Source organism: Ruegeria sp. AG6 (assembly GCF_056541565.1).
Map to the genome: position 1 here is coordinate 121,311 of NZ_JBQFYQ010000006.1, position 23,104 is coordinate 144,414.

General features: G+C 58.2%; 26 protein-coding genes. 14 read left to right on the forward strand and 12 right to left on the reverse strand.

Annotation, left to right across the window (positions count from 1 at the left end; genetic code table 11):
* Positions 1–13: 13 nt before the first annotated feature.
* The gene (locus tag ACR0I0_RS13915; protein ID WP_171171173.1) at positions 14–607 is read right to left on the reverse strand and encodes an NAD(P)H-dependent oxidoreductase; all 594 of its coding nucleotides are present in this window, start codon (positions 605–607) and stop codon (positions 14–16) included.
* A 102-nt stretch (positions 608–709) separates the two neighbouring features.
* On the opposite strand from ACR0I0_RS13915, the gene ACR0I0_RS13920 reads away from it, so the two are divergent.
* Positions 710–1,288 carry a TetR/AcrR family transcriptional regulator gene (locus ACR0I0_RS13920; protein WP_480491885.1) on the forward strand — a complete coding sequence of 193 codons (579 nt, stop codon included), beginning with the start codon at positions 710–712 and terminating at the stop codon, positions 1,286–1,288.
* 21 nt (positions 1,289–1,309) lie between these two features.
* On the opposite strand, the gene lpdA is transcribed toward ACR0I0_RS13920, so the two are convergent.
* From lpdA to mdh, 10 genes are all read right to left on the reverse strand, one after another.
* Complete coding sequence (lpdA, locus tag ACR0I0_RS13925) at positions 1,310–2,698, reverse strand: dihydrolipoyl dehydrogenase (protein ID WP_480491886.1); 1,389 nt, start codon at positions 2,696–2,698, stop codon at positions 1,310–1,312.
* 71 nt (positions 2,699–2,769) lie between these two features.
* On the reverse strand, positions 2,770–3,039 hold the full coding sequence (locus ACR0I0_RS13930) for a hypothetical protein (RefSeq protein ID WP_152456823.1): 270 nt from the start codon (positions 3,037–3,039) through the stop codon (positions 2,770–2,772).
* Between the two features lie 2 nt (positions 3,040–3,041).
* The gene (odhB, locus tag ACR0I0_RS13935; RefSeq protein ID WP_480491888.1) at positions 3,042–4,556 is read right to left on the reverse strand and encodes a 2-oxoglutarate dehydrogenase complex dihydrolipoyllysine-residue succinyltransferase; all 1,515 of its coding nucleotides are present in this window, start codon (positions 4,554–4,556) and stop codon (positions 3,042–3,044) included.
* Between the two features lie 3 nt (positions 4,557–4,559).
* Complete coding sequence (locus ACR0I0_RS13940; RefSeq protein ID WP_480485788.1) at positions 4,560–7,517, reverse strand: 2-oxoglutarate dehydrogenase E1 component; 2,958 nt, start codon at positions 7,515–7,517, stop codon at positions 4,560–4,562.
* Positions 7,514–8,056, reverse strand: a complete 543-nt coding sequence (locus ACR0I0_RS13945; RefSeq protein ID WP_480491890.1) for a DUF805 domain-containing protein — start codon at positions 8,054–8,056, stop codon at positions 7,514–7,516. Before ACR0I0_RS13945 ends, ACR0I0_RS13940 begins: the two co-directional genes overlap by 4 nt.
* Positions 8,053–8,565 (reverse strand): DUF805 domain-containing protein, encoded by a 513-nt coding sequence (locus tag ACR0I0_RS13950; RefSeq protein ID WP_480491892.1) that lies wholly within the window; start codon positions 8,563–8,565, stop codon positions 8,053–8,055. Before ACR0I0_RS13950 ends, ACR0I0_RS13945 begins: the two co-directional genes overlap by 4 nt.
* Before the next feature lie 122 nt (positions 8,566–8,687).
* A complete protein-coding gene (sucD, locus tag ACR0I0_RS13955; protein ID WP_152456828.1) occupies positions 8,688–9,569 on the reverse strand; it encodes a succinate--CoA ligase subunit alpha in 882 nt (293 codons plus the stop codon).
* A 13-nt stretch (positions 9,570–9,582) separates the two neighbouring features.
* Entirely contained in the window at positions 9,583–10,410 is an 828-nt protein-coding gene (locus tag ACR0I0_RS13960; protein ID WP_171634943.1) for a glycosyltransferase family 25 protein, read from the reverse strand.
* Between the two features lie 97 nt (positions 10,411–10,507).
* Entirely contained in the window at positions 10,508–11,701 is a 1,194-nt protein-coding gene (gene sucC / locus ACR0I0_RS13965) for an ADP-forming succinate--CoA ligase subunit beta (protein WP_152456830.1), read from the reverse strand.
* Between the two features lie 309 nt (positions 11,702–12,010).
* Positions 12,011–12,973: a malate dehydrogenase gene (mdh, locus tag ACR0I0_RS13970; protein WP_117870353.1), complete on the reverse strand. Its 963-nt coding sequence runs from the start codon at positions 12,971–12,973 to the stop codon at positions 12,011–12,013.
* A 167-nt stretch (positions 12,974–13,140) separates the two neighbouring features.
* On the opposite strand from mdh, the gene ACR0I0_RS13975 reads away from it, so the two are divergent.
* Complete coding sequence (locus tag ACR0I0_RS13975; RefSeq protein ID WP_209834667.1) at positions 13,141–13,896, forward strand: sulfite exporter TauE/SafE family protein; 756 nt, start codon at positions 13,141–13,143, stop codon at positions 13,894–13,896.
* Here the strand turns inward: ACR0I0_RS13975 and ACR0I0_RS13980 are convergent, their stop codons facing one another.
* Complete coding sequence (locus ACR0I0_RS13980) at positions 13,897–14,202, reverse strand: hypothetical protein (protein ID WP_480491895.1); 306 nt, start codon at positions 14,200–14,202, stop codon at positions 13,897–13,899. It abuts the gene before it with no gap.
* A gap of 170 nt (positions 14,203–14,372) precedes the next feature.
* Here ACR0I0_RS13980 and ACR0I0_RS13985 point away from each other — a divergent pair, with 170 nt between their 5' ends.
* From ACR0I0_RS13985 to ACR0I0_RS14040, 12 genes are all read left to right on the forward strand, one after another.
* The gene (locus tag ACR0I0_RS13985; RefSeq protein ID WP_152456833.1) at positions 14,373–15,230 is read left to right on the forward strand and encodes an HpcH/HpaI aldolase/citrate lyase family protein; all 858 of its coding nucleotides are present in this window, start codon (positions 14,373–14,375) and stop codon (positions 15,228–15,230) included.
* Positions 15,231–15,236: 6 nt separating this feature from the next.
* Positions 15,237–15,791 carry an NnrU family protein gene (locus ACR0I0_RS13990; RefSeq protein ID WP_480491897.1) on the forward strand — a complete coding sequence of 185 codons (555 nt, stop codon included), beginning with the start codon at positions 15,237–15,239 and terminating at the stop codon, positions 15,789–15,791.
* 12 nt (positions 15,792–15,803) lie between these two features.
* Positions 15,804–16,010, forward strand: coding sequence for a DUF1737 domain-containing protein (locus ACR0I0_RS13995; RefSeq protein ID WP_171634933.1), 207 nt, complete (start codon positions 15,804–15,806; stop codon positions 16,008–16,010).
* On the forward strand, positions 16,010–17,038 hold the full coding sequence (locus tag ACR0I0_RS14000) for a MaoC family dehydratase (RefSeq protein WP_480491899.1): 1,029 nt from the start codon (positions 16,010–16,012) through the stop codon (positions 17,036–17,038). Before ACR0I0_RS13995 ends, ACR0I0_RS14000 begins: the two co-directional genes overlap by 1 nt.
* Before the next feature lie 54 nt (positions 17,039–17,092).
* The gene (locus ACR0I0_RS14005; protein WP_171171150.1) at positions 17,093–17,755 is read left to right on the forward strand and encodes a DUF1194 domain-containing protein; all 663 of its coding nucleotides are present in this window, start codon (positions 17,093–17,095) and stop codon (positions 17,753–17,755) included.
* A 214-nt stretch (positions 17,756–17,969) separates the two neighbouring features.
* A complete protein-coding gene (gene sdhC, locus ACR0I0_RS14010; protein ID WP_152456838.1) occupies positions 17,970–18,356 on the forward strand; it encodes a succinate dehydrogenase, cytochrome b556 subunit in 387 nt (128 codons plus the stop codon).
* Positions 18,357–18,369: 13 nt separating this feature from the next.
* A complete protein-coding gene (gene sdhD, locus ACR0I0_RS14015; protein WP_117870336.1) occupies positions 18,370–18,741 on the forward strand; it encodes a succinate dehydrogenase, hydrophobic membrane anchor protein in 372 nt (123 codons plus the stop codon).
* An 18-nt stretch (positions 18,742–18,759) separates the two neighbouring features.
* Positions 18,760–20,565, forward strand: a complete 1,806-nt coding sequence (gene sdhA, locus ACR0I0_RS14020; RefSeq protein ID WP_480491902.1) for a succinate dehydrogenase flavoprotein subunit — start codon at positions 18,760–18,762, stop codon at positions 20,563–20,565.
* A gap of 24 nt (positions 20,566–20,589) precedes the next feature.
* Positions 20,590–21,189, forward strand: coding sequence for a hypothetical protein (locus ACR0I0_RS14025; protein WP_480491904.1), 600 nt, complete (start codon positions 20,590–20,592; stop codon positions 21,187–21,189).
* Between the two features lie 147 nt (positions 21,190–21,336).
* Positions 21,337–21,963, forward strand: a complete 627-nt coding sequence (locus ACR0I0_RS14030) for a sulfotransferase (protein ID WP_480485771.1) — start codon at positions 21,337–21,339, stop codon at positions 21,961–21,963.
* Positions 21,964–21,994: 31 nt separating this feature from the next.
* Positions 21,995–22,774: a succinate dehydrogenase iron-sulfur subunit gene (locus ACR0I0_RS14035; protein WP_152456842.1), complete on the forward strand. Its 780-nt coding sequence runs from the start codon at positions 21,995–21,997 to the stop codon at positions 22,772–22,774.
* 121 nt (positions 22,775–22,895) lie between these two features.
* The gene (locus ACR0I0_RS14040; RefSeq protein ID WP_171119692.1) at positions 22,896–23,036 is read left to right on the forward strand and encodes a hypothetical protein; all 141 of its coding nucleotides are present in this window, start codon (positions 22,896–22,898) and stop codon (positions 23,034–23,036) included.
* Positions 23,037–23,104: the final 68 nt, after the last annotated feature.

Consider the following 23,104-nt stretch of genomic DNA (forward strand, 5'->3'; position numbering starts at 1 on the left):
TGTCGGCTGTGGTTCAAACCGCAGCGGCCCCGATCCTTGATACTTTTTCCACCCAGCGATCTACGCTGCCGGGCTTGGGATAGCTTGCGCCGGAAAAATAGGTGAAACGGGTTGGTTTGAAGCCGACGAACCCAAGAATCTGGTCCCGTACCTGACGGATTAGCGCCTGCCGGTATATCAGGCGCATGAACCATCCCGGGGTGTCTGACGTCAGGATGACGCGTGCAGTACGCCCAGTCAGCATGGGCGCCGGAAATCCGATCTTGGTGGTGTTCCGTGTGTCAAAGGTTCGTCCCGGAATGAACATTCGATCGATCAGTCCTTTGAGTTTGGCTGGAAGGCCGCCCCACCACATCGGGGTGGTCAGGACCAAGTGGTCGCTCCACTCAAAGTCCTGAAGCACTTGTTCCAGAACCGGCTCAAGTGGTTTGAAGTCGTGATAATTGCCCTGACCGAAATCAAAATCAAATTGCAGATCGCTCAGATGAACCAACCGTACATCGTGCCCGTTTTTGCGGGCCGCGTCTCTGTATGTTTCGGCAAATGTGCGTGACAGGCTGCTTTCTGCGGGGTGTCCGTCAAGGATGAGAATCTTTTTCGGTTGCATCGGGTATCTCCTGAAAAATGACCGTGGTCAATTTATAGAATCAAAAAATGACTACGGTCAATAAAAATTTGACCACGGTCAGAAATTATGCGATTGAGCCGTATGCAAAAGACAATTCAGAAACGTACGATCAAGACCCGCGCCAAGCTTCTCTCGGCCGCTGAAGAGGTCATCCGCAATGGCGGATATGAAGCGTTACGGGTGGAAGAGGTCGTGAAGGCCGCTGGGGTCGCGAAGGGCACCTTTTTCGCGCATTTTCACGACAAGGATGCGCTGATGGAAATTCTGATCGCAGACAAGCTGAACGCCTGTCTGGATCAGGCCGAGGCCGGAACACCGCCCAAAACTGTTGCAGAAATCGTCACTGCGCTGGAACCGGTTCACAGTTTCATGACGTCCGAGCGATATGTATTCGATTTGTTGATCAGGTATTCCGGTGCTACGGCTGTCGCCGAAATAGGACCGGTGGCCTATTGTTTTGAGCGATATTTCCGCATCGTGATGCTGTGGCTCGAAGATGCAGAGGTGCGCAAGGATGTGCCACCCGAGTTGTTGGCCGAAGGTGTGCAGGCCTTTGCCATTCAGGCCATGTCACTAAGATTCTGCGCATTGCATTCCGCGACGACATTCACCGACAGGTTGGAGACCTATCTGGATGCCTGGTTGACCCCGACAGGCTGATCGCTGCCGGGGGCAAGGTTGTCAGCTGTGGATCGGACCGTCGCCGCAGGCCAGTGCGGCCTCGCGCATGGCCTCGGAATAGGTCGGGTGCGCGTGGCAGGTCAGGGCCAGATCTTCGGCGGATGCGCCGAATTCCATCGCCACGCAGACCTCATGGATCAGGTCGCCTGCGCCGGGGCCGATGATGTGGCAGCCCAGGATACGGTCGGTTTCCTTGTCGGCCAGGATCTTGACGAACCCGTCAGAGGCAAAGTTGGCTTTGGCGCGGCCGTTGCCCATGAACATGAACTTGCCGACCTTGTAGGCACGGCCTTGTTCTTTGAGCGTCGCCTCGGTTTCACCAACATTGGCGACCTCGGGCCACGTATAGATCACACCCGGAATGACACCATAGTTCACATGCCCATGCTTGCCCGCAACCTGTTCCGCCGCGGCCATACCTTCATCTTCGGCCTTGTGCGCCAGCATCGGGCCTTCGATCACGTCGCCGATGGCGTAGATGCCCGGTACGTTGGTCTGCCAGTCCGCACCCACCTTGATCTGGCCGCGCGGGGTCATCTCGACGCCCAGAGCGTCCAGCCCCAGACCATCGGAATAAGGCTTGCGCCCGGTGGCCACCAGCACGGTATCGGCGTCGATCACATGCTCGCTGTCGTCCTTGAGCAGCTTGTATGTCACTTTGGCCTTGGTCTTGGTTGCTTCGGTTTTCTGCACCGCTGCACCCATGATGAAGTTCAACCCCTGTTTCTTGAGGATACGCTGGAATGTCTTCTGCACCTCAGGGTCCATGCCCGGCGTAATTTCCTTGAGGAATTCGATCACCGTTACATCTGCGCCCAGGCGGCTGTACACCGAACCCAGTTCGAGCCCGATCACACCCGCGCCGATCACCACCATTTTCTTCGGGATCTTGCCCAGAGACAGCGCTCCGGTTGAGGTCACAACCACCTTCTCATCGACTTCGACACCGGGCAGCGAGGACGGTTCGGAGCCTGACGCAATGATAATGTTCTTGGTTTCATGGATTTCATCGCCAACCTGAACCTTGCCGGCCGCAGGGATCGAGCCCCAGCCTTTCAGCCAGTCGATCTTGTTCTTCTTGAACAGAAACTCGATGCCCTTGGTGTTGCCCTCGATCACCTCATCCTTGTAGGCCTGCATCTGTTTCCAATCGACCGAAGGCGATTTGCCCTTCAGGCCCATCTTGGCAAAGTTGTGTTCGGCTTCATGAAGCTGATGGCTGGCATGCAGCAGAGCTTTTGACGGGATGCAGCCCACGTTCAGACAAGTGCCACCCAGCGTTTCGCGCCCCTCGACCACAGCGGTTTTCAAGCCCAGTTGAGCGCAGCGGATCGCGCAGACATAGCCGCCGGGTCCGGCGCCGATTACGATGACGTCATAGTTTGCCATTACATTCTCCTAAACCGACCGGACGATCCGGCGCTTTCCCGACCCGATCTGGCGGGTCGGGAATATCTTTGTCAAACGGGTTCCAGCAGCTTGATCGAGATATGCGCAATGCCGCCTCGTTCATGGTGCATTGCCAATTCTTCGGATCCGAAAAATGCCTTGGCCTTGTCCAGGTTGATCACCTCGAACATCGCGATCGCATGGTCCTTCTGATCGGGGTCGCGCCAGACATGCAGGTCGCGGATACCCGCGGCCTTGCGCATCGGCTTGTCCTCGCGGAACACTTTCAGCCAGGCGTCGAAATCGGCCACATCGGCCTGCCAGAGTACATGTGTCGCCATGGTTACAGATCCATCAGCAGGCGGCGCGGATCTTCAAGCGCCTCTTTCACGCGAACCAGGAAGGTTACCGCGCCCTTGCCGTCAACAATGCGGTGGTCATAGGACAGGGCCAGATACATCATCGGACGGATCTTGATCTCGCCATTGATGACCATCGGTCGTTCCTGAATCTTGTGCATGCCCAGAATGCCCGACTGCGGGGGGTTCAGGATCGGCGAGGACATCAGCGAGCCGTAGACGCCACCGTTCGAGATTGTGAAGGTACCGCCCTGCATCTCGGCCATCGAAAGCTTGCCATCGCGGGCGCGCTTGCCCTTTTCGGCGATGGCTTTTTCAATGGCTGCAAAGGACATGCTGTCCGCGTCGCGAATGACCGGAACCACCAGACCCTGCGGCGTGCCGGCCGCAACGCCCATGTGAACGAAGTTCTTGTAGACGATGTCGGTGCCATCGATCTCGGCATTGACCTCGGGCACTTCTTTCAGGGCATGGCAGCAGGCCTTGGTGAAGAAGGACATGAAGCCCAGGCGCACACCGTGCTTCTTCTCGAACTGGTCTTTGTACTGATTGCGCAGGGCCATGACTTCGGTCATGTCCACCTCGTTATAGGTGGTCAGGATCGCGGCGGTGTTCTGCGCATCCTTCAGGCGCTTGGCGATGGTCTGACGCAGACGGGTCATCCGTACACGCTCTTCGCGAGCCTCATCTTCGGCAGCAACCGGTGCGCGCGGAACCTGAGCAACGGGCGCCGGCGCAGCCGCCGCAGGTGCGGGGGCCGAAGCAGCCGCGACTGCCTTGGCGACATCTTCCTTCATGATGCGACCATCGCGACCGGTGCCGATGACCTGATCGGCTGACAACCCGGCTTCGGCCATCGCCTTTTCGGCAGACGGCGCATTTGCAACATCCTTGCCGGTGCTTGCCGCAGCAGGAGCCGCAGCAGCAGCTGCCGGTGCAGGGGCTGCGCCTGCGGCCGCGCCCGAGATAACTGCCAGCTTGGCGGTTGCATCAACGGTTGCACCTTCCGGCGCGACGATTTCCGCCAGAACACCCGCAGCCGGGGCGGGTACCTCGACCGAGACTTTGTCGGTTTCCAACTCACACAGCATCTCGTCCTGCGCGACGCTGTCGCCGACTTGCTTGAACCAGGTCGAAACAGTCGCCTCAGTCACAGATTCGCCAAGCGTGGGCACCATCACGTCAACCGACCCGCCCGATGCAGAGGGTGCGGCCTCGGGGGGTGCTGCAGCTGTTGCCGGGGCAGGCGCGGCTGCACCTTCACCGGCAGCAATCGTCGCCAGCAAAGCATCGACACCAACCGTGTCGCCTTCGGCGGCCACAATCTCACCCATCACGCCAGCTGAGGGAGAGGGCACTTCGACCGTCACCTTGTCAGTCTCCAGCTCACACAGCATCTCATCCATGGCGACCGCATCACCGGGCTTTTTGAACCATGTTGCAACAGTGGCTTCGGTGACCGACTCGCCAAGCGTGGGAACACGAACTTCAATCGTCATCGCTTATTTTCCTTCGAGGCTCAGCGCTTCGTTAACCAGCGCTTCTTGTTGGGCTTTGTGTTGGCTGGCCAGGCCCGTCGCGGGCGAGGCCGAGGTTGCGCGACCGACATAAGCCGGACGGGTATGTTTCGCGCCGATCCGGGACAGAACCCATTCGATATTGGGTTCGATAAAGGTCCACGCACCTTGGTTTTTGGGCTCTTCCTGACACCAGACCATTTCGGCATTCTTGAACCGTTCAAGCTCGTTGATCAGAGAATGCGCCGGGAAAGGATAGAACTGTTCGATCCGCATCAGATAAATGTCGTCGATGCCGCGAGCATCGCGTTCCTCCAGCAGGTCGAAATAGACTTTTCCGGAACACATCACCACACGTTTGATCTTGTCATCCGCCACCAGTTTGGTGTCGGAATTGCCCTTCTGTGCATCATCCCACAGTACCCGGTGGAAGCTGGATCCGGTGGTGAAATCATCGGCGGTGCTGACGGCCAGTTTGTGACGCAGCAGTGATTTCGGTGTCACCAGGATCAACGGCTTGCGGAATGTCCGGTGCAGTTGGCGGCGCAGGATGTGGAAATAGTTCGCAGGCGTCGTGCAGTTCGCCACAATCCAGTTGTCCTGACCGCACATTTGCAGGAACCGCTCCAGCCTTGCCGACGAGTGTTCGGGGCCTTGCCCCTCGAACCCGTGCGGCAGCAGACAGACCAGGCCGGACATCCGCAGCCATTTCGATTCACCCGAACTGATGAATTGGTCGAACATGATCTGCGCGCCGTTGGCGAAGTCCCCGAACTGGGCTTCCCACAGGACCAGCGCATTTGGTTCGGCCAACGAGTATCCGTATTCGAAGCCGAGCACTGCATATTCGGACAGCATCGAGTCGATCACTTCGTAATGCGATTGACCTGCGCGAATGTTGTTCAGCGGGTAATACCGTTCTTCGGTCTCCTGATGAACGAATCCGGAATGGCGTTGGCTGAAGGTGCCGCGCGTGGCGTCCTGCCCTGCAAGGCGTACCGGGTAGCCCTCGGTCAGCAAGGATCCGAAAGCCAACGCCTCACCAGTGGCCCAGTCAAAGCCTTTACCGGTTTCAAACATCTGTTTCTTGTGCTCAAGCAGACGACCAACCGTCTTGTGCATGGCAAATCCGCTTGGTGCGCGGGTAAGGGCATCCCCGATTTCGGCCATGGTTTCCGGCGTGATCGCCGTCTCGCCGCGCATGTATTCGTCTTTGTTCTTGTCAAGATGAGACCAGCGCCCATCCAGCCAATCGGCCTTGTTAGGTTTATAGTCCTTACCTGCCTCGAATTCGTCGTTCAGATGAGCCTGGAAGGCCGCTTTCATATCCTCGATCTCACCCTCGGGGATCAGGCCATCCTTGACGAGGCGCTCAGTGTACAAAGACAGCGTGGTCTTATGCGTCTTGATCTTCTTATACATGATCGGGTTGGTGAACATGGGCTCGTCGCCCTCGTTGTGACCAAACCGACGGTAGCAGAAGATATCCAGAACCACGTCCTTGTGGAATTTCTGGCGGAACTCGGTCGCCACCTTGGCTGCATGAACAACTGCCTCGGGGTCATCCCCGTTCACGTGGAAGATCGGCGCCTCGACCATCAGCGCGATATCCGTCGGATATGGGCTGGAGCGTGAAAAATGCGGCGCGGTGGTAAAGCCGATCTGGTTGTTCACCACGATATGCATTGTCCCGCCGGTGCGATGCCCGCGCAGACCGCTCAGGCCAAAGCCTTCGGCCACGACGCCCTGACCGGCAAAGGCTGCATCGCCGTGCAGCAGAATGGCCATGACCTTGGTGCGGTCCGTGTCGCCCAACTGATCCTGCTTGGCGCGGACCTTGCCCAGAACCACAGGGTTCACCGCCTCAAGGTGCGACGGGTTCGCCGTCAGCGACAGATGCACGCTGTTGCCGTCGAACTCGCGATCGCTTGAAGCACCGAGGTGGTATTTCACGTCGCCCGAACCATCCACGTCTTCGGGTTTGAAACTGCCGCCCTGGAATTCGTTGAAAATGGCGCGGTACGGTTTGCCCATCACATTGGCCAGAATGTTCAAACGGCCCCGGTGCGGCATCCCGATCACGATATCACTGAGCCCGAGCGCGCCACCACGTTTGATGATCTGCTCCATCGCCGGAATAAGCGCCTCACCGCCATCGAGACCAAAGCGCTTGGTGCCCATGTACTTGACGTGCAGGAATTTCTCAAAGCCTTCGGCCTCGACCATCTTGTTCAGGATAGCTTTGCGGCCTTCCTTGGTGAACTGGATTTCCTTGCCATAGCCCTCAATGCGCTCTTTCAGCCAGGCGGCCTCTTCCGGGTTCGAGATATGCATGTATTGCAGCGCAAAAGTACCGCAATAGGTCCGTTTCACGATCTCGACGATCTGCCGCATCGAGGCGACCTGAAGTCCCAGAACGTTGTCGATAAAGATCGGGCGATCCATATCGGCATCGGTGAAGCCGTAGGTTTTGGGATCCAGTTCCGGATGATTGCTGGCCGCGCGCATGCCAAGTGGGTCAAGGTTGGCGGCCAGATGGCCCCGGATCCGGTAGGCCCGGATCAGCATCAGCGCCCGCAGACTGTCCAGCACCGCGCGCTTGATCTGGTCATCGCTGACTTCGACACCTTTGTCGGCGGCCTTTTCCTTGATCTTCTTGCCTGCGGCCTTGGCGTCAATCTCGGCCCACTCGCCGGTCAACGCACCGGTCAGATCATCCGCTGGCATGGGCGGCCAGTCGGTTCGCGCCCACGAAGGCCCCTCGGCCTCGCGCTGAACATCAGGCGCGGCGTCACCCATGGCCTTGAAGAACTCGACCCAGGCAGCGTCTACCGCACCGGGGTTCTTGGTGTACTGCGCATAAAGCTGTTCCAGATATTCGGCATTGTGCCCCTGCATGAAGCTGGAGGCGTGAAAGGCAGTATTGGGCGAGTGTTCGGTCATTGGGCTACCTCATGTGGGTTGGGACCGTATTGATTGGTGCCTGGCTGGCTGGGGCGGGTCAGCCACCACAGCACCAGGAGGGGCGACACCACCAGAACGATAAGTGTCGGGATGACGATCAGCAATGTTGCGCGGGTAAACAAAATGTCGAGCGTTCCGCCATGCTGGAAACTCGAGGCGATCCCGATACCAAAGATCAGGACGGCAAAGGCCCCAAGGATCAGCAGGATCGGCAGCAGAGCATACAGCCCGCTGCGCCCGGTATCGTGCATCCGCCGCCACGCAACGGCCAGATGCGGGAAGAAGACGATCAGGCCGACGATGCTCTGCACCGGAGCCGAGGACGTTGCGGTGACGGATTTCACCTCATCGCTTTCGGTGATCGGGACCTGAGTGAAGAACTGCCAGTCGATGATGCCGGCAATGATGTTCCAGATCACGATGAACAGGAAAAAGAACCAGTACTCGGGCCGCGAGGCACGACCTGAGAAGGTGAAGACATTGGCAAAACAGGTGCGGATGGCGTCGGAGAAGGTCATGGTGTCACTCCTCCCTCGGGCGCTCCGAAGCGATTGCTTTGCGGATCTGATGCTACAAGCATCATGCCAAGAACGTTGGCTGCAACCAGTGCGCTTGTGATAAATCCAATAAGGAGCGCTGCGGCGATAAGCACGATGACGAACAACCCGAGAAAGAGGATGCCGAAACCGCTACCGGCTAGCAGGACTAACCCAAGCCAGTATGTCACCTGATAACCTAACCAGAGAATAATTAAAGGCATGAATGGATAGAATGCCTGACGACCCTCCTCACCAGTATCTTGCAACCGGCGGCTCATGGCCGATAGCAGAGGGACACAGGCTACCATAACGACAAACAGTTGCCAGATGCCCCAAATCTCGGCTTTCTGCCATTTAAGCTGTGTTGCTGTTACGATCGGCAAGACAAGCGCGACCGGTGCAAACCACCAGAATTCTGAGCGTGTGGCTCTGCCGGAGCAAACAAAGGTTTTCCGAAATCCGGTCGATATGGCCTGCATTGGTACCATCAATACCCACCTGCCCGGCGACACCGCCGGGCAGCGCCCGACCGCCCCCATGGGCGGGCGCTTTGCACCCACCCGCGGTCGGGCGCTGCCCTCAGCACATATGCGCTATGGGCAATCACAGCTTACCCAATCGCTTCCAGCACAGCCTCGCCCAGCTGAGCCGGGCTTTCGGCCACGACGATCCCAGCACTGCGCATGGCTTCGATCTTGTCCTCGGCACCGCCCTTGCCGCCAGCGACAATCGCGCCCGCGTGGCCCATGCGGCGGCCCGGAGGGGCTGTGCGGCCCGCGATGAAACCGGCGGTCGGCTTCTTGCGGCCCTTCTTGGCCTCATCCGCCAGGAACTGCGCGGCTTCTTCCTCGGCCGAACCACCGATCTCACCGATCATGATGATCGACTCGGTCTCGTCATCGGCCAGGAACCATTCCAGCACGTCGATATGCTCAGTCCCTTTGATCGGGTCGCCGCCGATGCCCACACAGGTGGACTGGCCCAGACCCACATCGGTGGTTTGCTTGACGGCCTCATAGGTCAGGGTGCCGGAACGCGACACAACACCGACCGAGCCGCGCTTGTGGATATGGCCGGGCATGATGCCGATCTTGCAGGCGTCGGGCGTGATGACACCGGGGCAGTTCGGGCCGATCAGGCGGGATTTGCTGCCTTCCAGCGCGCGCTTCACCTTCATCATGTCCAGCACCGGGATGCCTTCGGTGATGCAGACGATCACCTCCATCTCGGCATCAATCGCTTCGAGGATCGAATCCGCAGCAAACGGCGGCGGCACATAGATCACGCTGGCATTGGCTTCGGTCACGTGCTTGGCCTCATGGACCGAGTTGAACACGGGCAGGCCCAGATGCTCCATCCCGCCTTTGCCGGGGGTGACGCCGCCGACCATCTTGGTGCCATAGGCAATGGCCTGTTCGCTGTGGAATGTACCCTGCGAGCCGGTAAAGCCCTGACAGATCACTTTGGTGTTTTCGTCGATGAGGACTGCCATTTTGTCCCTTTCTCTAGGCGGTGTTGGATTGATTGGGTTCAGTCGCCGGCAGAACCTGCGGCGCATAGGTAATTTTCTCGAGCGTGGCACGTCCCAGGGCCAGGTTGGCCGTGGTACGCAGGCCGCTGCTGATTTCAGCGATGCCACGCCTTACTTTTTGCCGGATCAGAGGCCAGCCTGTTGGCCGCGCGCGCGGTGCACCCATATTGTATTCGCCGGGCGCTTCGTTGCCCTGTTCGACCATGGCCGGGATCACCTGATAGATGTTGATCTGACGCGCCGCCGGCGAGGCGGACGGGTTGAACAACAAACCATCCAGCGTGATGTCAAAGGGTTTCTGGGCCAGAAAGTGCCGGGCCGCTTCGCGTGTCAGCGCATAAGCTGCACCACCGGGATGGCGCGAGCGCATCAGGCGCAGTTCCCGCCCCAAATGGGACAACCGCTTGCGTCCAAGTGCCACGTAAAGCTTCGTGCTGCGCCAGCGTTCGAACCGGACGATATCGGCATCTGCGGGCCACCATGACGCATCATTCAACCAGTCGGCCAATTCCGGTGTCAGAAACACATCATCTTCGAGGATCAAGGCCTGTTCCGCGCCCGAGGCGATCAGCGCCTCCCATGCTTTGGCATGGCTGAGGGTGCAAGCCATGTCCTTGGTATGGAAATAGCCCCACGGCCCCTCGGCCTTGCATTCGCGCAGGAAATCCTCACGGGTGGCGGCATCGCAGTCAACAGCGTTGACGCGCGTCGCCGACAGGCCTGCCTTTTGCAGCTCCTGCTCCATCAAACGCGCCCGCCCTGTGGCGCGTTCCAAGCCTATGAGGAAGATTGGGATGGTCATCAGATCGATTGCTTCTTTCAGCCTTGCGCGGCAATGTTTTTCAGCTTGGTTTTAACCGCGATGGGGCGGGCCCGAGGCCAGCCCCACTTGAACAAGCTTAACCCTTAACCGCCTTCACGATCTTTTCGGCGCCGTCCTTCAGGTTGTCCGCCGCGATCACGTCCAGGCCAGAGGTGTTGATGATCTCTTTGCCCTTCTCGACATTCGTACCTTCCAGACGCACAACCAGGGGAACCTTCAGGCCGACCTCTTTCACCGCGGCGACAACGCCCTCGGCGATCACGTCACAGCGCATGATGCCGCCGAAGATGTTGACCAGAATGCCTTTGACCTGCGGGTCCGAGGTGATGATCTTGAACGCCTCGGTGACCTTCTCTTTGGTGGCGCCGCCACCCACGTCGAGGAAGTTGGCAGGCTCAGCCCCGTACAGCTTGATGATGTCCATCGTCGCCATCGCCAGACCGGCACCGTTGACCATGCAGCCGATCTCACCATCCAGTGCGATGTAGTTCAGGTCGTACTTGGAGGCTTCCAGTTCCTTGGGGTCTTCCTCGGTCGTGTCGCGCAGTTCGGCGATGTCCGGGTGGCGGTAGACCGCGTTGCCGTCAAAGCCGACCTTGGCGTCCAGCACCTTGAGATCGCCGCTGTCCGAGACGATCAGCGGGTTGATTTCCAGCATCTCCATGTCCTTCTCGACGAAGGCTTGATAGAGCTGACCCATCAGTTTGACGCATTGCTTGACTTGCGGGCCTTCCAGACCCAGCGAGAAGGCGATGCGGCGACCGTGATACGGCATGTAACCGGTGGCCGGATCGACCGAGAAGGACAGGATTTTCTCGGGCGTCGCTGCGGCCACTTCTTCGATGTCCATGCCGCCCTCGGTCGAACAGACGAAGGAAATGCGGCTGGTCTGGCGGTCCACCAGCAGGGCCAGGTACAGTTCACGCTCGATGCCCGAGCCTGCTTCGATATAGATGCGGTTGACCTGCTTGCCTGCCGGACCGGTCTGATGCGTGACCAGTGTACGGCCCAGCATCTTTTTGGCTTCTTCAGCGGCTTCTTCAACCGATTTGGTCAGACGAACACCGCCTTTTTCACCGGCGTCGGCCTCTTTGAACGAACCCTTGCCGCGACCACCTGCGTGGATCTGTGCTTTGACAACCCAAAGCGGGCCGTCCAGCTCACCTGCTGCGGTTTTGGCTTCTTCGGCGCGCAACACGGCGCGACCATCGGACACCGGTGCGCCATAGCTGCGAAGGAGGGCTTTGGCCTGATATTCGTGAATGTTCATCGAAACTGTCCCGTCTGACTGCGTTTAATCGTTATAGGGGTGTCTAGCGGGCAAGTTTAAAGGGTTTTTTGATGCTCGATGGGTTTTTAGCGAAGATTTTCAACATTTGTGATCACGGGTTTTTAGGGTGTGATCACAAAATTTCTGATGCGGCAAAACGATTCGAAAAAACTGCGCCGCGTCAGAAAATCACATTCGAAAAAAGGGATTTGCGGCGTTTGCGCCAACATTTGCGACCGGGACATGCGCGGACCAAAAGAAAACCGGCCCTGAAACGGGCCGGTCTGTTATTCGGACTTCAGAGCTGTTTTACGCCAGCGAGCTGTCGATGCCCTTGCATGCGTCGATCAGACCCTTCACGGCGTTCACCGAGTTGTCGAACCCTGCCTGCTCGTCTTCGTTCAGCTTGATGTCAACGATACGCTCGACGCCGCCTGCGCCGATCACGGTCGGAACACCGACATAGAGCCCGTCTACACCCAGTTCACCGTTGCAGTAGGCCGCGCATGGCAGAACGCGCTTCTGGTCTTTCAGATAGGCTTCGGCCATTTCGATCGCCGACGTTGCAGGCGCGTAGTAGGCCGAACCGGTTTTCAGCAGGCCAACGATTTCGGCGCCGCCGTCACGGGTGCGCTGCACGATGGCGTCCAGTTTCTCTTGCGTGGTCCAGCCCATCTCGACCAGATCAGGCAGCGGAATACCGGCAACGGTCGAGTAACGGACCGACGGCACCATGGTATCGCCGTGGCCGCCCAAAACGAAGGCGGTGACGTCGCGCATCGAGACGTTGAACTCTTCCGACAGGAAATGTGCAAAGCGTGCCGAGTCAAGCACCCCTGCCATGCCACAGACCTTGTTGTGCGGCAGGCCCGAGAATTCGCGCAAAGCCCAGACCATCGCGTCCAGCGGGTTGGTGATGCAGATCACGAACGCATCGGGTGCGTGGGCTGCGATGCCTTCACCGACCGACTTCATGACTTTCAGGTTGATGCCCAGCAGATCATCGCGGCTCATGCCCGGTTTGCGGGCCACGCCTGCGGTCACGATGCACACATCCGCGCCAGCGATATCGGCATAGTCGCTGGTGCCTTTCATCGAGGCGTCGAACCCTTCCGAAGGGCCGGATTCAGCGATGTCGAGCGCCTTGCCCTGAGGCAGCCCGTCTGCGATGTCAAACAGGACAACGTCACCCAGTTCTTTGACAGCTGCGAGATGTGCGAGCGTGCCACCGATGTTCCCCGCGCCGATCAGCGCAATCTTGGGTCTGGCCATTTGGAATTTCTCCATATCCGGTCGGTATTGAAATCGCGGTCGTGCTAGTCGTTAAAACGTCAATAGGCAAGAGTTCTGCGACGTGGCATACAACCGCATACTGTTTGCAGGCCTTGCTTTGATTGCGCTAAACGGCCTTTGAGACAAGCCAAAACCGGGACTGTCACATGTTCGAATTGAACTTGATGTTTTTTGCCGTGGCGATCCCTGCCGTGATCTTTGCCGGTATTTCAAAGGGCGGTTTCGGTTCCGGCGTGGCATTTGCCTCGTCGTCGATTCTGGCCTTGATCCTGACGCCCGGGCAGGCTTTGGCCTTGATGCTGCCAATCTTGATGGTGATCGACGTGGCCACGTTGGGTCCCTATTGGAGGCGGTGGAGCTGGCCGGATTCCCGTCTGCTGATCCTTGGCGCGCTGCCCGGTGTGGCGGTGGGTGCGTGGCTTTACCGTGCAACGGATGATGATCTGTTGCGTCTGCTGATCGGTGGCATCTCGGTCGGGTTCGTAATCTGGCACATCGCGCAGTCGAAAGGGTGGGTGCGCGGGTTTGCCAGGCGATTGCCGCCGTCTTCCGGTTTGTTTGCCGGGCTGGTCGCGGGTTTCACAAGTTTCGTCAGCCATGCCGGCGGTCCTCCGGCAGCGGTCTATCTTTTGTCGCAACGCCTGACGAAAACCGAATTTCAAGCCAGTACGGTACTGGTTTTCTGGGTGATCAATATCGCGAAATTCATCCCCTATGCGTATCTGGGTATGTTTACATGGCAGACGTTATGGGCGGATTTGCTGCTGACACCCTTTGCGATCCTGGGGGCATGGCTGGGCGTCCGGGCACATTTCATGTTGTCCGAACGCCTGTTCTTCGGGCTTGCCTATGTGCTGTTGACGCTCACCGGCAGCAAGCTGATCTGGGACGCGCTTACCTGATCAGGCATTGGGTGGCAGCGCCTCGACCACCTCTTCAAAAGCCTGACCCGAAGCCACAAGGCAGGTGATCCCGTTTGGCAAAGTCACCGTGATCGTCCAACTGCCGGTTTCGTCCGAGGCAAAGAGCTCCATGACGGCGCCTTTCCGGGCCAGTCCCAAACCCCTGCGCGTTTCGCCATAGGCCTCGTGCAACCGTTCCAGCACAGCCTCTCTGGGCGCACAGTTTTGACCCTGAGCGTGCACATGTTGCGCGGCCAGGACCATGATCCCAAGCCCCATCGTCATCTTGAACACCGTCTTTTGCATGCCGCACCCTTTTTGATTCCAGCTGCCGATCAGGGTGCGTGGCAAGGGACGAAATCCGGTTAAGGGAACGCACGTTGCGTCGGGTTTGCTGCGGTGCGGCGATTTTGTGCTTGAACTTTCCTGCAAAAAATGCCCCATTCCGCGCAACTTTATTTCAATGGGAGTGGTCCATGGATCCTCGTCTGCGCCCCTATCGTTCGGTTCTCTACATTCCTGGTTCGAGGGACCGGGCCCTGGACAAGGCCCGATCTTTGCCTGTGGATGCGATCATCTTCGACCTGGAAGATGCAGTTGCAGCGGACGAAAAAGAAAACGCTCGCGAAACGCTGAAAGGGGCCTTGGCCGCTGGGGGCTATGGTGCGCGGGTCAAGATCGTCCGGATCAATGGGCTGGACACCGAATGGGGGCGTGCCGATGCCGAGGCGGTGCGCGACATGGATGCCGATGTTGTCCTGTTGCCCAAGGTGAATTCGGCGGCTGACGTGGATGCTCTGGCGGCGATCACGGGAGAATTGCCGATTTGGGCCATGATGGAAACGCCGCGCGGAATGCTGAACGCTGCCGAGATCGCGGCGCATCCGCTGATGGCCGGATTCGTGATGGGCACAAACGATCTGGCCAAAGAGCTGCAAACCCGCTTTCGCCCCGATCGCCTGCCGATGATGACTTCGCTGGGTCTGTGCCTGTTGGCCGCCAAGGCCGAAGGGCTGATCATCATTGATGGCGTTTACAACGCTTTCAAGGATGCCGAGGGTCTGGCCGCCGAGTGTGCGCAGGGCCGCGACATGGGCTTTGATGGCAAAACACTGATCCATCCGGCCCAGGTCGATGTGGCCAACACGGCCTTCGCACCATCGGATGACGAGATCGATCTGGCCCGCCGCCAAATTTCGGCATTCGAAGAGACCGAAGCGCAAGGGCAGGGTGTTGCCGTCGTGGATGGCAAGATCGTTGAAAACCTGCACGTTGCAACGGCCCGTGAAATTCTGGCAAAAGCAGAGGCGATTTCAGCTTTGCAAGCGGGGTAAGCCAGCATGGGCTTTGTTCTTCTGATCTTGGGCGTGGCACTGTGGTGGGCCGCGCATCTGTTCAAACGTGTGGCGCCTGAACGCCGTGCCGCGATGGGCGACGGGGGCAAGGGTGCAGTAGCCCTGGCGCTGGTAGCGTCGATCCTGCTGATGGTGTTCGGCTATCGCATGACCGACTTCATCTATGTCTGGGCGCCGCCGACCTTCCTGATTCACGTCAATAATCTGTTGGTTCTGATCGCGATCTTCATGATGAGCCCCGCGGGCACCAAAGGCCGGGTGCTGAGCAAGTTTCGCCATCCGATGCTGGGTGGTTTCAAGCTGTGGGCCTTTGCGCATTTGCTGGTGAACGGAGATCTGGCCTCGATCATCCTGTTCGGCGGTCTTCTGGCATGGGCCGTGGTCGAAGTTGTTGTGATCAACAAGACCGAACCCGACTGGACGCCCAGTGAGCCGGGAACCTATGGCAAGGATGCCATGTTCTTTGTGGCGTCGATCGTGCTGCTGGGGATTATCGGATATATCCACGGCCTGGTCGGTCCGTCTCCGTTTGGCTCATGAGGACCTGACCCCATGGCGAAACTCTATCGTTTGTTGACCGAAGAAGACACGTCAGCCTTCTGCCACAAAGTGTCAGATGCGCTGGCGAAGGGATGGGAGCTGTACGGCGACCCGTCCTATGCCTTTGACTCAGCCAACAATGTAATGCGGTGTGCGCAGGCTGTGACCAAAGAGGTCGACGCCGACTATTCCCCCGACATGAAACTGGGACAGCAGTAATGGTAAAAACAAATCCGGGCCGATTTTTCGAGGATTATTCTGTGGGGCAGGTGTTGCATCACGCCGTGCCGCGCACAGTGACCGAGGGCGAACGCGGTTTGTATCACGCGCTTTATCCCGCGCGTCACGCGCTGTATTCTTCGGACGAATTTGCCCGGGATTGCGGTTTGCCGGAAAGTCCGCTTGATGATCAGGCGGCGTTTCATCTGGTGTTCGGCAAAACGGTTCCGGATGTCTCGTTGAACGCGGTTGCCAATCTTGGCTATGGCGAAGGCCGCTGGCTGAAACCCGTCTATGCCGGTGATACCCTGCGATCTGTGTCCGAGGTGATTGGCGTCAAACAGAATTCCAACGGGAAAACAGGTGTCGTCTGGGTCCGCACCCGTGGATTGAACCAATTGGACGAAGTCGTCATCGAATATGTCCGTTGGGTGATGGTGCGCAAGGCAGACGTGAATGCACCAGCGCCCGAAACGGTTGTTCCCGAATTGAAGAAGGCCTTGACGCCCCAGGATCTGATCGTGCCCGAAGGTCTGGATTTCTCGAATTACGATTTCGCTTTGGCCGGTGAAGCGCATCGTTGGGGCGATTATGAAATCGGAGAGAAAATCGACCACGTGGACGGCGTCACCGTGGAAGAGGCCGAACACATGCTGGCCACGCGATTGTGGCAGAACACCGCCAAGGTGCATTTCGACCTGACGTTCCGCCCGGAAGGCAGGTTGATCTATGGCGGGCACGTGATCTCGATGGCGCGGACATTGTCGTTCAATGGGCTTGCGAACGCGCAGATGATTGTCGGCCTGAATGGCGGCGCGCATGCCAACCCATGCTTCGCGGGCGACACGATCAAGGCCTGGTCCGAAGTTCTGGATAAGGCGGAAACCGGTGTTCCCGGCGTGGGTGCGATCCGCCTGCGTCTGGTGGCGACAAAGGGTGGTGATCCGTTCGTGTTGAAGAATGACGAGGGCCGGTATTTGCCGGATGTTCTTCTGGACCTCGATTATTGGGCGCTCATGCCGCAATAGGCCTGCTGACGGTAATGTGAGCCATTTGCGTGCAAGCCGTGTTAGGCTTGCACCATGCATATTCTGCGCGCGATATTGACCAGCGTTTGTCTGGCGCCGGCGGCTCAGGCCTGCGATCTGGCGCTGGCCCTGGCGGTTGATGTTTCCGGCTCGGTCGACGCCAGCGAGTTTCGTATCCAGATGGACGGGTTGGCCGCTGGTCTGCGCGACCCGATCGTGTCCGAGGCATTGGTTCGTGGTCAGGCTCAGTTGATGCTGGTGCAATGGACCGGGTCGTCGCGCCAGCAGGTCACGATCCCCTGGACTCGAGTCGACAGTTTCGCGGCGCTGGATCGTTTTGCCGATCAGGTTGCCGAAGATCCACGCATCTGGCGGAACTTCTCGACTGCGATTGGCGAGGCGCTGCACACGACGCTGGACGCGTTTGAGTCCGTATCCGATTGCAAACGGAGACTGATCGATCTGTCTGGGGACGGCGTATCCAATGAAGGCGTCGAACCGACGCAAGTTCACGCGGCTTTGCGGGACCGAGGCATTGTCGTCAATGCGTTGGCCATTGAAGAAAGTGAACCGGACCTGACGGCCTATTTCTTTGAGAATGTCATCGTGGGCGAAGGCGCTTTTGTCGTTTCGGCCTCGGGCTTCGCGGACTACCCGGAACGAATTCGCAAGAAACTGCTGCGCGAAGTGACGCAGCAAACAGCGGGCCTGAAATGACAGTCAGGAGATTCGTGATCACATGCCTTTGATCTTGAAATCGCTAACATTGATGAAGGGGAATGTTAAATGTGATCACGACAATATTTTGTGTGATCACATACCGGAATAATCCGTCAAATTGCGCTGAATTTAGTGGTTTTTGCACCCGCAGCACGTGACAGTGTCGCAAAAAACAGTAAAACGTTCGGTAGCCAACCGAAAAGGAGCCGCCATGGCCGATGTAAATCGGGGCAACCGCCCACTTTCGCCGCACCTGTCGATCTATCGTCCACAGCTGACGTCGGTCACATCCATCCTGACACGCATCACCGGAAACGCGCTACTGCTGGCGGCGCTGCTGATCGTCTGGTGGTTTCTGGCCGCAGCAACGTCGCCCGAGGCCTTCGCCGTTGCGAACGGAGTGATTACTTCGGTGCTTGGCGATCTGGTGATGGCTCTGTCCGTATGGGGTCTTTGGTATCACACGCTGGCCGGTGTACGGCACCTGATCTGGGACAATGCGATTGGGCTGGACCTTCCCACAGCGACAAAGCTGGGCTGGGCCGTTGTCATCGGATCGGTCGTGCTGACCCTTCTGACCCTTGTCATCGTCGCGTGATTGGAGGCCTGACATGCGTTATCTGACCGACCGCAAACGCGCCGCTGGCCTTGGCTCGGCGAAATCCGGCACCGCCCATTTCTGGGCGATGAAAGTCAGCTCGGTGGCTCTGCTGATCCTTGTGCCTTTGTTTGTTTTCACCTTCGGCCCGGTTCTGGGTCAGCCGTTTGACGTGGTACTTGAATACTATTCGCGGCCCTTCCCTGCCATCGTGGCAGCACTGACGCTGGCAGTTGGCTTCAAACACTTCGCAGACGGTGCGCAGGTGATGCTTGAGGACTATGTTCACGGCACGCTTGAAAAGGTCCTGATCATTCTGGTGACCTGCCTGTCCTACGGTGCGGCTGCGGCCGGCATCTTCGCCATCGCGCGCATTGCCCTCTAATTCCCGGAGCTGAAAGAAATGGCTGCATACGAATACGAAACGCATGAATATGACGTGGTCGTTGTTGGCGCCGGTGGGGCCGGTCTGCGGGCGACATTGGGTATGGCGGAACAAGGCCTGCGTACGGCCTGCGTGACCAAGGTTTTCCCAACCCGTTCTCATACCGTGGCCGCGCAGGGTGGCATTGCCGCGTCGTTGTCGAATATGGGCCCCGACCATTGGCAATGGCACATGTACGATACCGTCAAGGGCTCGGACTGGTTGGGCGATACCGACGCGATGGAGTACCTCGCCCGCGAGGCGCCAAAGGCGGTCTACGAGCTGGAGCACTATGGCGTTCCGTTCAGCCGTACGGAAGAGGGCAAGATCTATCAGCGCCCCTTCGGTGGACACACCACTGAATTCGGAGAAGGTCCTGCGGTACAACGCACCTGTGCAGCCGCCGACCGGACCGGCCACGCGATTCTGCATACACTGTATGGGCAGTCGTTGAAGAACAACGCCGAGTTCTACATCGAATATTTCGCCATTGACCTGGTCATGTCCGAAGACGGTCAATGTCAGGGTGTCGTCTGCTGGAAGCTGGACGATGGCACCATGCATGTCTTCAACGCCAAGATGGTGGTATTGGCGACCGGCGGCTATGGCCGTGCCTATTTCAGCGCCACCTCGGCCCATACCTGCACCGGCGATGGCGGCGGCATGGTGGCCCGTGCCGGGCTGGCCTTGCAGGATATGGAATTCGTTCAGTTCCACCCTACCGGCATCTACGGTTCGGGCTGTCTGATCACCGAAGGCGCGCGCGGCGAAGGCGGGTACCTGACAAACTCGGAAGGTGAACGGTTCATGGAGCGCTATGCGCCCCAGTACAAGGACCTCGCACCACGCGATTACGTTTCGCGCTCGATGACCATGGAAATCCGCGAGGGACGTGGCGTAGGGGCCGAAGGGGATCACATTCACCTGAACCTCAGCCACTTGCCTGCCGAAGCTCTGGCGGAGCGCCTGCCCGGTATCTCGGAAAGCGCCAAGATTTTTGCGGGTGTGGATGTCACGAAGGAACCGATCCCGGTTCTGCCCACCGTGCATTACAACATGGGCGGTATCCCCACGAACTATTGGGGTGAGGTTCTGAACCCAACTGCCGAGGATCCGACTGCGGTCGTTCCCGGTTTGATGGCCGTTGGCGAAGCCGGTTGTGCCTCGGTCCACGGTGCGAACCGACTGGGGTCGAACTCGCTGATTGACCTTGTGGTCTTTGGCCGGGCGGCAGCGATCCGGGCTGGCAAGGTTGTCGACGCCGAATCCCCCAACCCGGCTCTGAACCAGGTGTCGGTCGACAAGGCGTTTGACCGTTTTGATGCGGTGCGTAACGCCAGCGGTTCAATCCCAACCGCCGATCTTCGGCTTGAGATGCAAAAGACCATGCAGGCGGATGCGGCCGTGTTCCGAACCGCCAAGACAATGGCCGAAGGCGTCGAGAAGATGACGGCGATTGCCGCAAAGATGGACGACCTGAAGGTCACAGACCGTTCGTTGGTCTGGAACAGCGATCTGATGGAAACCCTTGAACTGACCAACCTGATGCCAAACGCGCTTGCCACCATCGTCGGCGCCGAGGCCCGCAAGGAATCCCGAGGGGCCCACGCGCATGAGGACTTCAGCGAGCGAGATGACGAAAACTGGCGTGTTCACACGGTCAGCCGGGTCGAGGGCAACAAGGTTGAGCTCAGCTATCGTCCGGTCATCGTTGATCCGCTGACGACCGAGAGCCAAGGCGGTATCAGCTTGCAGAAAATCGCGCCCAAAGCGCGGACGTTCTGAGGGCTGGGCAGGAACAGGGGCGAGATGGCAGAGTTTTCTTCGACCGATTATTGGCAACGCCGATATGAGCGCGGCAAGACCTCGGGAGCGGGGTCTTACGGGCGTCTTGCTGTCTACAAAGCGAATTTCATCAACACGATGGTCGAGATGGAAGGCGTGGACTCGGTTGTAGAATTGGGATCGGGCGACGGAAATCAGGCGCAATTGTTTGATATCCCGAATTATACCGGTCTAGATGTCTCGGACCTCTGCATTCGGCGCTGCAACGAAGTTTTTCGATCCCGCCCCAATTGGGTGTTCAAAAACGCCGATTCCGAGGTTGAGCCGCATGACGTTTCTCTTTCGCTGGATGTCATTTATCATCTGACCGAAGACAGCGTTTTCGAAAACTACATGCGGCGGTTGTTCGGACTGGCAAAGCGTTTTGTCGTTATCTATTCGTCTGATTTTGACCAGAACCCTTCCAACCAGCATGTGCGCCATCGCCCGTATTCCCTGTGGGTTGAAGAATTCATGCCCGGCTGGCAGCTCTATTGTGAAGAAGAGAACCCGTTTGCCGTCAAAGGGCATGCGCATGCCTCAAAGAACAGCTTTGCCGCGTTCAAAGTGTTCGAGCGGAGTTGAACGTGTGACTGGCGCAAGCACCATATCAACCCGGGAAGCCAAACAAGCCGCTTTTGATCATGTCACATGCCGGAGGGGCGTGCAAAAAAGCGCAAGTCATGGTGAAATCCCAGGCGTGCCAAGGCGTATGCTTTGCTGGTGCCCGCAATGACGGTCGAGAAACTCAAATCCGGGCAAAGCGATCCCAAGATCATCCTGATCGGCTTGAACCGCTGTGCGACGACCTCGTTTCACAAGCTGTTTCAGAACAGCGGGATTCCTTCGGTGCATTGGGAAGATGAACAGGGTCTAAACCTTGCACATCGGATGGTAACCAATATTGCCATGGGGCGCAGACCGCTGGATGGGTTCGGTGCCGTCCGGGCCTTCACCGATATCGCCTTTGTCAATTCGCGCTTCATGCTGGACGGCGCGCGGTTCTTTCGAGAGCTGCACGCGGCTTACCCCGACGCCTATTTCTTGCTGAACACGCGCAATCGCGATGACTGGATCGCATCACGTGCCAACCATTCCGGCGGTAGGTACCTAGAGCGATGCTGCAAGGCCAATGGACAGACGGCCGACGAGGTAAAACGGGGCTGGGCGCATATGTATGACGTGCACCATTCCGAGGTCGAAGCTTTCTTTGACGACAACCCGCGCTTTCTGCGCTTTGATATCGACCGGGACGATCCGCAAAGCCTTGCGGATTGGCTTTCGCCGGATTTCGACGTGAACATCGCCCATTGGGGGCATTATAACCGAGGGGCGTCTGAATGCGCCCGGACAGGCTGAAAGGCGGCCTTGTGCTGAATGGAGAATTGACATGGTTCAACTGACCCTGCCCAAGAATTCCCGGATTACCACCGGCAAGACCTGGCCAAAGCCGGACGGCGCCACGAACGTGCGCAAGTTCCAAATCTATCGTTGGAACCCCGATGACGGGCAGAACCCGCGTGTCGACACCTATTTCGTTGATATGGATACGTGCGGTCCGATGGTACTGGACGCGCTGATCAAGATCAAAAACGAGATCGATCCGACGTTGACGTTCCGCCGGTCTTGCCGCGAAGGCATCTGTGGATCTTGCGCGATGAACATCGACGGGATCAACACGCTGGCCTGTATCTATGGCATGGATGAGATCAAGGGCGATGTGAAAATCTATCCGCTGCCGCATATGCCGGTGGTCAAGGACCTGATCCCTGATCTGACTCATTTCTATGCCCAGCATGCGTCCATCATGCCGTGGCTGGAAACCAAGACCAATCGCCCTGCGAAGGAATGGAAACAATCCATCGAAGATCGCAAGAAGCTGGATGGTCTTTATGAATGCGTGATGTGCGCCAGCTGCTCGACCTCATGCCCCAGCTACTGGTGGAATGGTGATCGCTATCTTGGCCCCGCGGCCTTGCTGCATGCCTATCGCTGGATCATCGACAGCCGGGATGAAGCCACTGGTGAGCGTCTGGATGAACTGGAAGATCCGTTCAAGCTCTACCGCTGTCACACCATCATGAACTGTGCCAAGACCTGTCCGAAAGGTCTGAACCCGGCCAAGGCGATTGCCGAGATCAAGAAGATGATGGTCGAGCGCGCGGTCTAAACACAGGCCCGATTTGCGATTTTCGCATGTCCATCTTGCAAAAATAGGCGATGCAGCCCCGGCTGCATTGCCTTATTTTTTTGGCAGGGAGGAGTGATGAGCTTTAGTCAGGATCACTCCAATGAGCAAAGACACATCCAAACGGAAAACCGACGCCCAAGACGCGCTGGAACTGCTTGAACAGGCATGGGCCTATTACACGCCCGAACCTGCGAAGGCTGACAAGGAACCAGAGCTTTTCGAATACGCAAACGCAGCCTGATACAGGCTGCAAGGCTTGCAAACTGACGGTTTATCGGCAAAGCAGAGGGATGCCTGTTCTTCTGCTTC

Excerpts from the sequence above, each read along its gene's own strand:
- ACR0I0_RS14025 (WP_480491904.1), top strand. The coding sequence starts at position 20,590 with ATGGCAGAGTTTTCTTCGACCGATTATTGGCAACGCCGATATGAGCGC.
- ACR0I0_RS14040 (WP_171119692.1), top strand. The coding sequence starts at position 22,896 with ATGAGCAAAGACACATCCAAACGGAAAACCGACGCCCAAGACGCGCTG.
- ACR0I0_RS13995 (WP_171634933.1), top strand. The coding sequence starts at position 15,804 with ATGGCGAAACTCTATCGTTTGTTGACCGAAGAAGACACGTCAGCCTTC.
- sdhC (WP_152456838.1), top strand. The coding sequence starts at position 17,970 with ATGGCCGATGTAAATCGGGGCAACCGCCCACTTTCGCCGCACCTGTCG.
- ACR0I0_RS13940 (WP_480485788.1), bottom strand. The coding sequence starts at position 7,517 with ATGACCGAACACTCGCCCAATACTGCCTTTCACGCCTCCAGCTTCATG.
- sdhD (WP_117870336.1), top strand. The coding sequence starts at position 18,370 with ATGCGTTATCTGACCGACCGCAAACGCGCCGCTGGCCTTGGCTCGGCG.
- ACR0I0_RS13920 (WP_480491885.1), top strand. The coding sequence starts at position 710 with ATGCAAAAGACAATTCAGAAACGTACGATCAAGACCCGCGCCAAGCTT.
- ACR0I0_RS13960 (WP_171634943.1), bottom strand. The coding sequence starts at position 10,410 with ATGACCATCCCAATCTTCCTCATAGGCTTGGAACGCGCCACAGGGCGG.
- ACR0I0_RS13990 (WP_480491897.1), top strand. The coding sequence starts at position 15,237 with ATGGGCTTTGTTCTTCTGATCTTGGGCGTGGCACTGTGGTGGGCCGCG.
- mdh (WP_117870353.1), bottom strand. The coding sequence starts at position 12,973 with ATGGCCAGACCCAAGATTGCGCTGATCGGCGCGGGGAACATCGGTGGC.
- lpdA (WP_480491886.1), bottom strand. The coding sequence starts at position 2,698 with ATGGCAAACTATGACGTCATCGTAATCGGCGCCGGACCCGGCGGCTAT.
- ACR0I0_RS13975 (WP_209834667.1), top strand. The coding sequence starts at position 13,141 with ATGTTCGAATTGAACTTGATGTTTTTTGCCGTGGCGATCCCTGCCGTG.
- ACR0I0_RS13930 (WP_152456823.1), bottom strand. The coding sequence starts at position 3,039 with ATGGCGACACATGTACTCTGGCAGGCCGATGTGGCCGATTTCGACGCC.
- sdhA (WP_480491902.1), top strand. The coding sequence starts at position 18,760 with ATGGCTGCATACGAATACGAAACGCATGAATATGACGTGGTCGTTGTT.
- ACR0I0_RS13945 (WP_480491890.1), bottom strand. The coding sequence starts at position 8,056 with ATGACCTTCTCCGACGCCATCCGCACCTGTTTTGCCAATGTCTTCACC.
- ACR0I0_RS14000 (WP_480491899.1), top strand. The coding sequence starts at position 16,010 with ATGGTAAAAACAAATCCGGGCCGATTTTTCGAGGATTATTCTGTGGGG.
- ACR0I0_RS13980 (WP_480491895.1), bottom strand. The coding sequence starts at position 14,202 with ATGCAAAAGACGGTGTTCAAGATGACGATGGGGCTTGGGATCATGGTC.
- odhB (WP_480491888.1), bottom strand. The coding sequence starts at position 4,556 with ATGACGATTGAAGTTCGTGTTCCCACGCTTGGCGAGTCGGTCACCGAA.
- ACR0I0_RS13950 (WP_480491892.1), bottom strand. The coding sequence starts at position 8,565 with ATGGTACCAATGCAGGCCATATCGACCGGATTTCGGAAAACCTTTGTT.
- ACR0I0_RS13985 (WP_152456833.1), top strand. The coding sequence starts at position 14,373 with ATGGATCCTCGTCTGCGCCCCTATCGTTCGGTTCTCTACATTCCTGGT.
- ACR0I0_RS13915 (WP_171171173.1), bottom strand. The coding sequence starts at position 607 with ATGCAACCGAAAAAGATTCTCATCCTTGACGGACACCCCGCAGAAAGC.
- ACR0I0_RS14005 (WP_171171150.1), top strand. The coding sequence starts at position 17,093 with ATGCATATTCTGCGCGCGATATTGACCAGCGTTTGTCTGGCGCCGGCG.
- ACR0I0_RS14035 (WP_152456842.1), top strand. The coding sequence starts at position 21,995 with ATGGTTCAACTGACCCTGCCCAAGAATTCCCGGATTACCACCGGCAAG.
- sucD (WP_152456828.1), bottom strand. The coding sequence starts at position 9,569 with ATGGCAGTCCTCATCGACGAAAACACCAAAGTGATCTGTCAGGGCTTT.
- sucC (WP_152456830.1), bottom strand. The coding sequence starts at position 11,701 with ATGAACATTCACGAATATCAGGCCAAAGCCCTCCTTCGCAGCTATGGC.
- ACR0I0_RS14030 (WP_480485771.1), top strand. The coding sequence starts at position 21,337 with ATGACGGTCGAGAAACTCAAATCCGGGCAAAGCGATCCCAAGATCATC.